9 protein-coding genes and 1 tRNA gene are annotated in these 12946 nt (G+C 62.6%); 7 read left to right on the top strand and 3 right to left on the bottom strand.

Features of this window, described 5'->3' with window-relative positions:
* Nucleotides 1-2: 2 nt before the first annotated feature.
* The 3 genes from gltB to HKD24_RS00855 all read right to left on the bottom strand — a co-directional run bounded on the left by gltB (nt 3) and on the right by HKD24_RS00855 (nt 7160).
* Entirely contained in the window at nt 3-4523 is a 4521-nt protein-coding gene (gene gltB / locus HKD24_RS00865; protein WP_194258588.1) for a glutamate synthase large subunit, read from the bottom strand.
* Entirely contained in the window at nt 4520-5959 is a 1440-nt protein-coding gene (locus tag HKD24_RS00860) for an NAD(P)-dependent oxidoreductase (protein WP_194258587.1), read from the bottom strand. Before HKD24_RS00860 ends, gltB begins: the two co-directional genes overlap by 4 nt.
* A 190-nt stretch (nt 5960-6149) precedes the next feature.
* Complete coding sequence (locus HKD24_RS00855) at nt 6150-7160, bottom strand: complex I NDUFA9 subunit family protein (protein WP_194258586.1); 1011 nt, start codon at nt 7158-7160, stop codon at nt 6150-6152.
* 109 nt (nt 7161-7269) lie between these two features.
* On the opposite strand from HKD24_RS00855, the gene HKD24_RS00850 reads away from it, so the two are divergent.
* From HKD24_RS00850 to rpoN, 7 genes are all read left to right on the top strand, one after another.
* A tRNA-Leu gene (locus HKD24_RS00850) sits at nt 7270-7356 on the top strand.
* Nucleotides 7357-7419: 63 nt separating this feature from the next.
* A complete protein-coding gene (locus tag HKD24_RS00845) occupies nt 7420-8064 on the top strand; it encodes a ribonuclease D (RefSeq protein WP_194258585.1) in 645 nt (214 codons plus the stop codon).
* Between the two features lie 22 nt (nt 8065-8086).
* Nucleotides 8087-9085: a KpsF/GutQ family sugar-phosphate isomerase gene (locus tag HKD24_RS00840; protein WP_194258584.1), complete on the top strand. Its 999-nt coding sequence runs from the start codon at nt 8087-8089 to the stop codon at nt 9083-9085.
* The gene (lptC, locus tag HKD24_RS00835; RefSeq protein WP_194258583.1) at nt 9082-9852 is read left to right on the top strand and encodes an LPS export ABC transporter periplasmic protein LptC; all 771 of its coding nucleotides are present in this window, start codon (nt 9082-9084) and stop codon (nt 9850-9852) included. Before HKD24_RS00840 ends, lptC begins: the two co-directional genes overlap by 4 nt.
* Nucleotides 9849-10814: an LptA/OstA family protein gene (locus HKD24_RS00830; RefSeq protein WP_194258582.1), complete on the top strand. Its 966-nt coding sequence runs from the start codon at nt 9849-9851 to the stop codon at nt 10812-10814. The genes lptC and HKD24_RS00830 overlap by 4 nt, the downstream gene beginning before the upstream one ends.
* On the top strand, nt 10811-11566 hold the full coding sequence (gene lptB / locus HKD24_RS00825; protein ID WP_062508763.1) for an LPS export ABC transporter ATP-binding protein: 756 nt from the start codon (nt 10811-10813) through the stop codon (nt 11564-11566). Before HKD24_RS00830 ends, lptB begins: the two co-directional genes overlap by 4 nt.
* A 9-nt stretch (nt 11567-11575) precedes the next feature.
* On the top strand, nt 11576-12892 hold the full coding sequence (gene rpoN / locus HKD24_RS00820; protein WP_194258581.1) for an RNA polymerase factor sigma-54: 1317 nt from the start codon (nt 11576-11578) through the stop codon (nt 12890-12892).
* Nucleotides 12893-12946 lie beyond the last annotated feature (54 nt).

Below are 12946 nucleotides of genomic sequence, written 5' to 3'. Positions count from 1 at the left end.
CCTCAGGCCGAAAGCTGCGACAGGTCTTCCTGCACGTAGCCGATGATCCGCGCATAATCGCGCGGAACAATATGCCAGAAGCCTTCCAGCGTCCGCTCCCAGCAATGCAGCAGATCCGCGGCATAGGTGCTGCCCGTCTCCGCCACATGCCGCTCCACAAGCGCCCGAAGCTCCTGATCCCAGCGGCTGCCGGCCTGCACACGGTTCCAGATCACCGTATCGGGGTTGATCTGCGCCTCAAACCGCCCCTTCACGTCCAGCACATAGGCCATGCCCCCCGTGAAACCGGCGCCGAAATTGTCGCCCGTTTCCCCAAGGATCACGACCGTCCCGCCGGTCATGTATTCGCAGCCATTCGAGCCACAGCCCTCGACCACAGCCGTCGCACCGGAGTTACGCACCGCAAAGCGCTCACCCGCCTGCCCGGCCGCAAACAGCGTTCCCGCCGTTGCCCCGTACAGGACCGTATTGCCAATGATCGCACTCTGCTCGGACGCCCACTGCGCCGCCGGGGACTTGCGGACAACAATCGTCGCTCCCGAAAGCCCCTTGCCGACATAGTCGTTGGCGTCGCCCTCGACCTCGATCTTGAGCCCCTGCACACCAAACGCACCCAGCGACTGCCCGGCAGACCCCCGCAGCGACAGCGTAAGCTGTCCTTCCGGAAGCTCCTTCATGCCGAACTTGCGCGTAATCAGCCCCGAAACCCGCGTACCGATCGCACGATGCGTGTTCTGCACCGTGTAATGCAGATGCAGCTTCTCCCGGCGCTCGAACAGCGCCGTCGCATCGGGGATGATCTGCCCGTCCAGCGTCTCGGGAACCTCGTTGCGCCCCTCACGGGTGCAGAACCGCGCATGACCACCCGGATCAGCCTGAACCAGCAGCGAGTTCAGATCCAGATCATCCAGATAATCCGCACCACGCGACACCTGACGCAGCATATCCGTCCGCCCGATCACCTCTTCGAGCGACCGGACACCCAGATCCGCCAGAATATGCCGGATGTCTTCCGCAATCAGCGTGAACAGGTTGATAACCTTCTCAGGCGATCCCCCGAACTTCTCCCGCAGCTTCTCATCCTGCACACACACACCCACCGGACAGGTGTTGGAGTGGCACTGACGCACCATGATGCAGCCCATCGCCACGAGTGCGGCCGTACCAATACCGAATTCTTCCGCGCCAAGCATCGCCGCCATGACAACATCACGACCCGTCTTGATGCCACCATCGGTGCGCAGCACCAGACGATGACGCAGCCGGTTCAGCATCAGCACCTGATGCGCTTCCGACAGCCCCATCTCCCAAGGCAGACCCGCATAATGGATCGAAGACTGCGGGCTCGCACCCGTCCCGCCCGAATGACCGGAAATCAGGATCGCATCCGCCTTGGCCTTCGCCACACCAGCCGCAATCGTGCCGATGCCCGTCCGCGCCACCAGCTTGACCGTCACGGTCGCCGTCGGATTGATCTGCTTGAGATCATAAATGAGCTGCGCCAGATCCTCGATCGAATAGATATCATGATGGGGCGGCGGCGAAATCAGCGTCACCCCCGGCGTCGCATGACGCAGACGCCCGATCAGCTCCGTCACCTTGAAGCCCGGAAGCTGCCCGCCCTCACCAGGCTTCGCACCCTGCGCCATCTTGATCTCGATCTCGCGGCAGTCATTCAGATACTGCGCGGTCACGCCGAAACGCCCGGACGCCACCTGCTTGATCGCCGAAGACGCATTATCCCCGTTCGGACGCGGCTTGGACCGCTCGGCATCCTCGCCGCCCTCACCGGAATCGGACTTCGCGCCGATCCGGTTCATGGCAATCGCCAGCGTCTCATGCGCCTCGGGGCTCAAAGCGCCAAGCGAAATCCCCGGCGCCACCAGACGACGGCGAATCTGCGTGATGCTCTCTACTTCATCCACCGGAACCGGCGCATGAAGCGGCTTGAAATCCAGCAGATCACGCAGCGCCACCGGCGGCATCTGACGCACCGCATCCGCATAACGCCGGTACAGCGTAAAGCTGTTCGCCGTCACCGCACTCTGGAGCATATGCACAAGCTGCCCGGAGAACGCATGCGTCTCACCCTGACGGCGAAGCTTGTAACGCCCGCCGACAGGCAGCGCCTCGACCTTCCGGTCCCACGCCGCCGCATGTGCGCCAAGAATGTTGCGCGCAATCCCCGGCAGACCAATCCCCGAAATCCGTGATGGCATGCCCGGGAAGAACTCCGCCACAAGCGCACGGGACAGCCCGATCGCCTCGAAATTATACCCACCACGATAGGCCGAAATGATCGAAATGCCCGACTTGGACATGATCTTGAGCAGCCCCTTGTCCACGGCCTTGCGATACCGCTCCATCGCCTCACGCAGCGACATCTTGCCAAACAGCCCGCGCCGCAGCCGGTCCGCCACGCAATACTGCGCCAGCGCCGGATTTACCGTCGTCGCACCCACACCAATCGTGACTGCAATCGCATGAACATCAATCGCACCCGACGTCCGCACGTTCAGCGACGTAAACGTCCGCAGCGAATTGCGCACCAGATGGATATGCACGGCCGCCGTGGCAAGGATCATCGGAATCGCAACCCGCGTCGCATCCGTATTGTCGTCCGTCAGGAACAGATGCGTGCATCCGCCACGGACATGATCCTCCGCCTGAGCCCGGATGGACGCAATCGCCGCCCGCAGACCTTCCTCACCCTCTTCGGCCGGGAAGGTGCAGTCGATCACACCTGCATTCTCGCCACAGACCTTCAGCAGCTCGTCGAACTCACCAATCGTGAGCACCGGGCTCGGCAGCTGCAACAGGTCACACTGTTCCGGCGCCTGATCGAGAATATTCCCCAGATTGCCCAGCCGCGTGACCAGGCTCATCACCCGCGTTTCACGCAGGGAATCGATCGGCGGGTTCGTAACCTGACTGAACCCCTGACGGAAATAATGCGCCAGCCCGCGATAGATCGTCGACAGAACCTGAAGCGGCGTATCATCGCCCATTGAGCCCAGAGCTTCAGCCGCATTCTCCACCATCGGGTGCAGAATGGTCTCCAGCTCTTCATGCGTCAGACTGACCGCCACCTGATGCCGCCGCAGCAGATCCGGATCGAGCGCCTCCGGCTCGACCACATCCCGCACAATCGGCTCGATATCGCGGATCCGCTTCACCCAGCCCCGGAAATCCTGACGTGACGCCAGCATCTCCAGAAGCTCCTCGGACTGGTAAAGCCGCCCTTCCTTCAGATCCAGCGCCAGCGTCTGCCCCGGCCCAAGCCGCCCGCGGCTTTTGACCCGCGCATCCGGCACCCGTACCATCCCGGTCTCGGAGCCCACAATAAGCAGACCATCCTGCGTGATGCTATACCGCAGCGGACGCAGACCCGCACGGTCCAGCCCGGCCACAACCCAGCGCCCATCCGTCGCACACAGCGCCGCCGGACCATCCCAGGGCTCGATCACCGCATTGCAGTACCGGAACAACGCCCGCGCCGCATCCGACATTGCCGAGTTCGCACCACCAGACGCCGGCACCAGCATCGTCTTCGCCATCGGCGCATCACGCCCGGCAAACGTCAGCAGCTCGAACACATTATCCAGCGCCGCCGTATCCGACCCCGCCGCCTGCACCACAGGCTTAAGATCCGCCATGTACGGATCCAACTCCGGATGCGCGAGCCGCGTCTCATGCGAGCGCATCCAGTTCGTATTGCCCGAAATCGTGTTGATTTCGCCGTTATGCGCCACCTTGCGGAAAGGCTGGGCCAGCTTCCAGGTCGGGAACGTATTGGTCGAATACCGCTGATGGTAGATCGCAAACCGCGACACAAACCGCTCATCCAGCAGATCCGGATAGAAGTCCGTCAGGTTCTCGGCAAGGAACATGCCCTTGTAGATCACCGAACGGCAGGACATCGAACACACATACAGATCAACCTGCTGCGCCGTCGCCTGCTTCTCAATCCGCCGGCGCAGAACATACAGGTCGCGCTCGAACTCGTCCTCGGACCGGCCAAGCCGGTTGCGGATCATGATCTGCTCGATCTCCGGCCGCGTCTGGTTGGCCTTCTCGCCAATACACGCCGTATCGATCGGCACCTGACGCCAGCCATAGATCCCGTACCCGAAGTTCAGGATTTCCGTCTCGATGATCTGACGGCCGCGCTCCTGCGATCCCAGATCGGTCTTGGGCAGGAACACCATGCCCACCGCAATGCGCCCGTCAATCGTATCGTCGCTGGAACCGTTATGGATCGCCTCGGCAAAGAAATCCTGCGGGATTTCCACATGAATGCCCGCACCATCACCGGTCTTGCCATCCGCATCGACCGCACCGCGATGCCAGATATTGCCCAGCGCCTCGATACCCGCCTGAACCACACTGCGCGACGGCTTGCCATCCAGCGAGGCAACCAGACCCACACCACAGGAATCGCGTTCCTGCGACGGGTCATACAGCCCCTTCAGACGCTCGACGTTCCCGGCATACTCGCGGATGAAATCGTTATTCTGTGTCATTCCGCGGCCTCCAGAGCACCGGTCATTGTTTCAGTCAGATGATGATGGATCGCATCGGCCGCATCCCGGCCATCCTTGATCGCCCAGACAACCAGGCTCGCCCCGCGCACGATATCGCCGCCGGCAAACACACCCGGCAGGCTCGTCGCAAAGCCCCCCGGCGGTACCGTCAGCGTGCCCCAGCGCGTCACGGCCAGTTCAGGCGCATTGAACTGCCCCGGCAGATCTTCAGGATCGAACCCCAGAGCCTTGATGACCAGATCGCCCTCGATCACGTCATGCTGTCCCGTGCCTTCAATGGACCGGCGCCCCGACGCATCCGGAGCCCCCAGCCGCATTTTCAGCACCCGCACACCCGACACGCTGCCATCGCCCAGAAATGCCTCCGGCGAGCCCAGCCATTCGAAATGCGCGCCTTCTTCCTCGGCATTGTAAACTTCCTGCCGCGACCCCGGCATGTTCGCCCGGTCACGACGGTAAACGCAGGTCACACGCTCGGCACCCTGACGGATCGACGTGCGCACGCAGTCCATGGCCGTGTCACCACCGCCAATGACCACAACCCGACGCCCCTTCGCATGAAGCGCTGCATCCTCGCCCGGATCTTCGTCATAGCCCCGACGGTTCGACGCCGTCAGGAAGTCGATCGCATCGACAACACCTTCAAGCCCGGCCCCCGGCACCTTCACATCGCGCGAGCGATACACACCCGTCGCGAGGAACACCGCATCATGCCGCGCCCGCAGATCCTCAAGCGCCGTCTCGCCCTCGCCCGAACCAACTGGCGTGGAGAGATGGAACACGATCCCCTGCTCTTCCAACAGCGCATGACGGCGCGCCACCACATGCTTTTCCAGCTTGAAGCTCGGAATGCCGTAAGTCAGCAGCCCGCCCACACGGTCCTGACGCTCATAGACATGAACCTCATAGCCCTGAGCCCGCAGCCGCTCCGCACAGGCCAGACCCGCCGGCCCGGACCCCACGATCCCGACACTCCGCCCCAGATCACGATCCGGAAGTGCCGGTTTCACCCAGCCCTGCTCGAACGCATTTTCGGTAATGAACCGCTCGACAGCACCGATCGTGACGCTCTCAAAGCCCTTGTTGATAACGCAGTTGCCTTCGCACAGCCGGTCCTGCGGACAGATCCGCCCGCAGATCTCCGGAAACGTATTCGTCGCGGACGACATCTCATACGCTTCCTCCAGCCGGTCCTCAGCCGTCAGCTTCAGCCAGTCGGGGATGTTGTTCCCCAGCGGACAATGTACGGAGCAGAACGGAATCCCGCACTGCGAGCAACGCGACGCCTGCTCTTCCGCACGGCTGCGCGCGAACCCACGGTAAATCTCCCCGAAATCCTGACGGCGTTCAGCCGCATCGCGCTTCTCGGGAAGCACCTGGGGGTGGGTGACGAACTGCAACATGCGTTCGGCCATGCGTCGTGTCTCCTGCAAAACATGCCCGCCCGACCACAAATCCCGGACGCACATCAGACCTGTCCGAATGCAGCTATTCCGTCACTTTATCCAATAACAGTCAGTAACACTGACCTTTCATGAGAAATGACGCATGTTTCCGCTGCATGGGTCATTTTTTACAGAGTTTTTTGGGACCGAACCGGACCAATCACTTCCGGAACCGCCGCCAGCTCTCACAAACGCTGCCCTTCAGATAATCCGGCACCACACTGCGCATTGCGGTTGGCGTAATCCCGAGTGACTGGAGATTGTCCGGCCCCGGCTGCACCACATTATCCAGCCCCATCATCACCACCTGATCGCGCGTCAGCAGATGCCCCGGCAGCGGCTCAAGGATTTCCGCCTCCATCCGCGCCACACAATCCGGCACCGGCACCAGCAGCCGATGACGCCCGGACGCCTCCAGCACGAACTCCATCAGCTCCTTCATGGTCGGCACATCCGGCCCGCCAGCCTCGACCGTCATGCCTTCATGCCCCGGCTCGACCAGCGCAATCGCGGCTTTCGCCACATCCCCCACATAAACCGGCTGGAAATGCGTGTTCGGCGCAAAGACCGGCAAGACCGGCGAGAGCTTCGCCATCAGCGCGAACATATTGAAGAAACTGTCCTCCGGCCCGAAAATCACCGAAGGCCGCAACAGAGACGCTTCGGGAAACACCGCCCGCACCGCCTGCTCCGCCAGCCCCTTGCTCCGCCCGTAATTCCCCGGTGACTGCAAGGACGCCCCGATGGCGGACATGTGCATATACTGCTCCACACCCTCCTGCCGGGCCACCAGTGCCGCCAGCCGCGCCCCTTCCACATTGACCCGATGCATCGCCTTCACGTCCGGAGACATGATCGAGACGAGATTGATCCCCGCATCCGCCCCGTTGAAAAGCCGCTCCAGCGATTCCGCATCATTCACTGACGCCTTGAGGAATTCCACGCGCCCGTCACCCGGAAACCGGGCCAGCGCCTGATCGCTGTCGGGATTCCGGCTCCCGACGCGCACCACATGCCCCGACGCCACCAGACGCCCGACCAGTTCGCGGCCGACAAAGCCTCCCCCGCCCAGAACGGCCACTGTCCGCCCGACAGAGCGCGGACCACTGCCCGTTCCGCCTCCATTGCCCGTGCCGCCACCGGTCCCGTCCACAGAAAAATTCGTACGCATTTTTGCTTTTCTTTCAGTTTGGCTGTTGACGCCCCATACGTGCAGGGGTAAACGCCTCTTCACCGAGCCGGGATGCCTCAGGAAACTGAAAAAACCCGGTGCTTTCTGAGCCCAGATGGCGGAATTGGTAGACGCGCAGGTTTCAGGTACCTGTGTCCGAAAGGACGTGGAAGTTCGAGTCTTCTTCTGGGCACCACAGACGATCAGGCGACATAGCGCCTCGATCTTCTGGTGATCAAAAAAACTTGGTGACAATAAAATGAGCCAGCAGAACGCCATCCATCTTTATGACGGCGATCTGCCAGACGATTTCGATCTCGGCCCCCTTGTTGCCATTGATACCGAGACCATGGGTCTCAATCCCCATCGTGACCGCCTCTGCCTCGTCCAGCTCTCAGCCGGCGATGGCGAAGCCCATCTCGTTCAGATCAAACCGGTCTCCATGGGCGGCCGCGGCTATGACTGCCCGAATCTCAAGGCCCTCCTGACAGACGATTCCGTCACCAAGCTGATGCATTTCGCACGCTTTGACGTCGCAGTCCTGCAGAACGCCTTCAACATCACAATCCCGTCGGTCATCTGCACCAAGATCGCCGCCCGGCTGGTCTACACCTTCACCGACCGTCATGGCCTGGCCTATCTGTGCCGCGACCTTCTCGGCGTCGAAATCTCCAAGCACCAGCAGAGTTCGGACTGGGGCGCGCCGACCCTCACCCCGGAACAGCTCCGTTATGCCGCCTCGGACGTGCTGCATCTGCATGCCCTGTGGGATAAGCTCGAAGCCATGCTGATCCGTGAAAACCGCCGTGACCTCGCACAGGCCTGCTACGATTTCCTTCCGGCCCGCTGCAAGCTTGACCTTCTGGGCTATGACGAGCCCGATATTTTCTCGCACCGCGCGTAATTTCCGGCCCGGCTGACATTTCATGCACCGCCCGTCGCCCTCTTCCGCACGCGCCCCCCTCGACTCGGCTATCCACACCCTCGCCATTGAGCGAGAGGGCCTCCAGGCCCTCGAACAGGCTTTCTCCGGCCCACTCGGCGAGGCCTTCGTTCAGGCCGTGAACCGCATTGCCGGCAGCCGCAGCCGTCTGGTCGTCACCGGAATCGGCAAATCCGGCCATATCGCCCGCAAGATCCAGGCCACCCTCGCCTCGACCGGCACGCCCTCGCTGTTCCTGCATCCCGCCGAGGCCGCCCATGGCGATCTCGGCATGATCGCACCGGGCGACGTCATCCTCGCCTTCTCCAATTCCGGCGAGACGACCGAACTTGCAGCCGTCCTGACCTATGCCACCCGCCAGAAACACTGCGTGATCGCCATCACCTCGGTCGCCACCTCCGCACTGGCCCGCGCCGCACAGATCCCTCTTGTGCTCCCCACCAGCACCGAGGCCTGTCCGATGGGCCTGGCACCCACGACCAGCACCCTGCTGCAGCTTGCGCTCGGTGATGCGCTCGCCATCGCCCTGCTGGAAAAACGCGGCTTCACCGCCCGCGATTTCGGCGCCTTCCACCCCGGCGGACTGCTCGGTGCGCGCCTGCGTCCCATCAGCGATCTCATGCATACCGGCAGGGCCCTGCCTCTCGGACAGGGCAGCCTCCCGCTGCGCTCCGTCATTCTCGAGATGACACACAAGTCATTCGGGTGCATGGGTGTCATTGATGACAAAGGTGTACTTCAGGGCCTCATCACGGACGCCGACCTGCGCCGTGCCATGGCCGGTGACCTCGATACGACCAGAGCGGAGGACGTCATGAACCCCGCCCCCGTCACCGCGACCCCACAGACGCTGGCGCAGGACGTGCTGGAACTCATGAACCAGCGCGAGCGCCCCATCACGAGCCTCTTCATCGTGGACGAGGCCCGTCGCCCCATGGGAATCGTCCACGTTCATGACCTCCTGCGAAGCGGTCTGTCATGAGCACACCCGATAACGGTGACCAGCGCGTCCGGCGCGAGGATTTCGATCCCAACCGCACCGAAAGCCTCGCCCGGCTGGACAGCCTGCGCCGCGCGGCCTTCCAGCGCATCCGTCAGGCCCCCGACGCCGAACAGCTCGCCCGCCGCCGCTCCCTGCTGGGTTTCGCCAAATGGGCGCTGCCGGGTCTGGCCCTCGTCCTCCTCAGCTCCATCGCCGCCTGGCCCGAGATTTCCCATCTCATGAACCAGAACCGTGCCGCCCTGAAAGAAATGGCCCGCCTGCGCGTGGAAAGCGGCAACATGGAACAGGCCACCTATCGCGGTCTGGACGCCCATGACCATCTCTACATGATCACCGCCCGCACCACGCACCAGCAGGGCCCCGACCGCGTGGACCTCGTCGATCCCGTGGCCGACATCCAGCTCTCCGGCAATTCCTGGGCGCATATCAGGTCCGACCGCGGCGTCTACATGCAGCACGAACAGACCCTGACCCTCGACGACAACGTCGTGCTCTACCGCGATGACGGCCTCCTCATGAACGGCCCCTCCGCCGACATGGACCTCAAGGCCGACGTCATCGCCTCGCGCGACTGGGTCCATGCGGAAGGCCCTTTCGGCCGGCAGGACGCCCAAGGCTATTTTCTGGACCAGCATGCAGGTATCATGCAGTTTACGGGACCGGGCCTGACGGTCCGCAACGATGACAACGGCCCTCCGAGTGCGGCGGCCCGCCTGCACCTGCAAGGACTGAAGACCGAAAAATGACGCCCCGCCCCGCAGCCCTCCTCCCCCTCCTCATCGCCCTGCCACTCGCTCTCCCCCCCGCCCCGGCGCATGCGGACGGACTGGACATGTCCCACGGCGAAGCCGTCCAGCTCTTCTGGAAAAAAGAAGAGATCTACGACCGCAACGCCCAGACCGTCACGCTTACGGGTGGTGCCCGCGCCGTGCGCGGCGATGTAACGGTCGATGCGGACACGCTGATCGGCTATCTGCGCAAGAAAGCTCCTGCACCGGGACAGCCCGCGCCTCCCCCACAGCCAGCTGACGCCAAGGGCAACAACAGCGGCGATCCGATGGGCGGATCTCTTGAGCTGTACCGGATCGAGGCGCGTGGCAACGTCCATATCTATAACCAGACCGATCAGGGCTGGGGCGATCATGCCCTGTACGATATGGATCAGGCCGTCATGGTCATGACCGGCAAGCATCTGAAGCTGACGACCCCGCAGGACGTCCTGACCGCGCGCGATGTGATGGAATATCACTCCAAGACGCGCATGTCGGTTGGCCGTGGCGACGCTACCGTCACCACTAATGACGGCAAGCAGGTCAAGGCGGACGTGCTGGTTTCCTTCAGCAAACCCAACGACGCCCCGGCACCTGGCACGCCGCAAGCCGCATCCCAAACCACACCCGCAGGCGGTGGAGACAATCCGCTGGGCGGCGGCTCGTCAAAGCTCGACCGTGCTTATGGCTGGGGCCATGTCGTCCTGCGCACCCAGACCCAGACCGGCACTGGCGATCGTGGCGTCTATGTTTTCGATACGCAGATCGCCCGCCTGATCGGACATGTGCATGTCACGCAGGGCCAGAACCAGAATAACGGTTCGCAGGCCATCGTGAACATGAAGACCGGCATCGCAACCATGCTGCCGGGCACGGAATCCCCCATCCAGGGGCTCGTCGTGCCGAACGAGGCCAACAGCAGCCAGGCACCCAAGTGACAGACAGCTATACTCCCCCTCCGCCCCCATCGACCGGTCTGGTCGCAAGTGGCATCGGCAAGACCTATAAGAAGCGCGCGGTCGTCAAAAATGTCTCGCTTCAGGTCCAGCGCGGCGAAGCCGTCGGCCTTCTCGGTCCGAATGGTGCGGGCAAGACGACCAGCTTCTACATGATCGTGGGCCTCGTGCAGCCTGACACCGGCACCATCACGCTGGACGGCGCCGACATCACCCAGCTTCCGATGTATCGCCGCGCCCGGCTCGGCGTCGGCTATCTGCCGCAGGAAGCCAGTATTTTCCGCGGGCTGAACGTCGAGCAGAACATCATGGCAGCCCTCGAAGTCGTCGAGCCCGATCCGGAAAAGCGCGACCTGATGCTCAACGGCCTGCTGGCCGAGTTCGGCATCACCCATCTGCGCCGCTCGCCCTCGCTTGCGTTGTCCGGTGGTGAGCGTCGCCGTCTGGAGATCGCCCGCGCTCTCGCCAGCCAGCCGAACTACATCCTGCTCGACGAACCTCTCGCTGGCATTGACCCAATTGCTGTCGGGGAAATCCGTGATCTCGTCTCGCATCTGAAAGATCGTGGCATCGGCGTGCTGATTACGGATCATAACGTCCGCGAAACGCTTGAAGTCATCGACCGCGCCTATATCATGCATGGCGGTCAGGTGCTGATGGAAGGCACTCCCGAAGCCATCGTTGCGAACGAAGACGTTCGCCGGGTCTATCTCGGAGAGAATTTCTCGCTGTAACATGCGGGGATGCTTGTCCCAGGCCTGATCCAGCGTCAGTCGCAGTCTCTCGTCATGACGCCCCAGCTGCGTCAGGCGATTGCGTTGCTGCAATATACGCAGACCGATCTCGCTCAGCATCTCCGCCAGATCTGTGAAACCAACCCACTCCTTATTCTGGAGCCCGGCGACACAGTCCCTGAGGCCACACCCGCGTCGGAAGATTTTCACGACGACGATCCGGACCGCTTCACTACAGCCCCTGCCCGCCCAGAAGCCGCTACCCCGCCTCTGTCAGACCGTGACGAACTGATCCTCCAGATCCGCCTCTCCATCCTGCCAGCCGACCAGAACGCGGCTTTTCATCTTCTGGACAGTCTCGACGAAAGCGGCCGTTTGCCCGTCTCCGTCACGGACCTCGCCGCCGAACTTGACGTGGACGCATCTCACCTCGAGGAGATCCGCCAGACCCTCATGCATCTTGAACCCGTGGGTCTTTTCGCGCGCTCATTTGAAGAGTGTCTGGCTGCCCAGCTTCGGGTTCGCAACCGCCTCGATCCTGCGATGCAGACCCTGCTCGATAATCTGGATCTGCTCGCCCGGCGGGACTGGCGCAGACTCCGCCAGAAATGTGCCCTTGAGCAGGATGACCTGCTGGATATGCTCGCCGAAATCCAGGCCCTCGATCCACGCCCTGGTCTCAGCCTGTCCTCACCCGCACCGCCTATTGAACCCGACCTGATCGTCCGGCCCAACGGCACCGGCTTCCGGCTGACCCTCAACACGCGTTTGCTGCCGAAACTCCGCCTTGACGACACGATGCGTGCGCATCTCGACAACCACACGGAGGCCGGAAAAGCCCTCCTTGCTTACGCTACCGAAGCCACGGCCCTGATCCGTGCGCTAGACAGCCGCAAACACTCCCTCCTGACTGTCGGCCGCACTATCGTCCAGCATCAGGCCGCTTTCCTGCGCGACGGCCCGACCGCTCTGCGCCCTCTGACCATGCGCGAAATCGCCGAACGCACAGAACTGCATGAAAGCACCGTCAACCGCATCGTTAACAGCAAATATATCGACACCCCGCAGGGCACTGTCCCGCTCAAACTGTTCTTTTCGACAGCGCTCACATCCGAAGGTGGCACCAGCCAGAGCGCCCATGCCATCCAGCACCGTCTCCAAGCGCTGGTGGCCGCCGAAGGTGACAACGTTCTCTCCGACGATGCCCTGACAGCCCTCCTGCAAAAGGAAGGCTTTTCCATCCAGCGCCGCACCATCGCCAAATATCGCGAAGGTCTTGGCATTGCGAAATCCAGTCAGCGCAAAAGACTTCGCCGCACCTCGTAAAACGGCCGACCAGTCCCGCTTCATAAGAATACGGAAGGTCTTCTGCCCCTCAGG

Origin of the sequence: Gluconobacter vitians, from assembly GCF_015244565.1 — a bacterium.
GTDB classification, from domain to species: Bacteria; Pseudomonadota; Alphaproteobacteria; order Acetobacterales; family Acetobacteraceae; genus Gluconobacter; species Gluconobacter vitians.
The sequence above is the reverse complement of the archived record's forward strand: the minus strand, read 5'-3'. Positions and strand labels throughout refer to the sequence as shown.

Coding starts and splice junctions, on each gene's coding strand:
- gltB (WP_194258588.1), bottom strand. CDS start 4,523: ATGACACAGAATAACGATTTCATCCGCGAGTATGCCGGGAACGTCGAG.
- rpoN (WP_194258581.1), top strand. CDS start 11,576: ATGCTTGTCCCAGGCCTGATCCAGCGTCAGTCGCAGTCTCTCGTCATG.
- HKD24_RS00855 (WP_194258586.1), bottom strand. CDS start 7,160: ATGCGTACGAATTTTTCTGTGGACGGGACCGGTGGCGGCACGGGCAAT.
- HKD24_RS00840 (WP_194258584.1), top strand. CDS start 8,087: ATGCACCGCCCGTCGCCCTCTTCCGCACGCGCCCCCCTCGACTCGGCT.
- lptC (WP_194258583.1), top strand. CDS start 9,082: ATGAGCACACCCGATAACGGTGACCAGCGCGTCCGGCGCGAGGATTTC.
- HKD24_RS00830 (WP_194258582.1), top strand. CDS start 9,849: ATGACGCCCCGCCCCGCAGCCCTCCTCCCCCTCCTCATCGCCCTGCCA.
- HKD24_RS00860 (WP_194258587.1), bottom strand. CDS start 5,959: ATGGCCGAACGCATGTTGCAGTTCGTCACCCACCCCCAGGTGCTTCCC.
- HKD24_RS00845 (WP_194258585.1), top strand. CDS start 7,420: ATGAGCCAGCAGAACGCCATCCATCTTTATGACGGCGATCTGCCAGAC.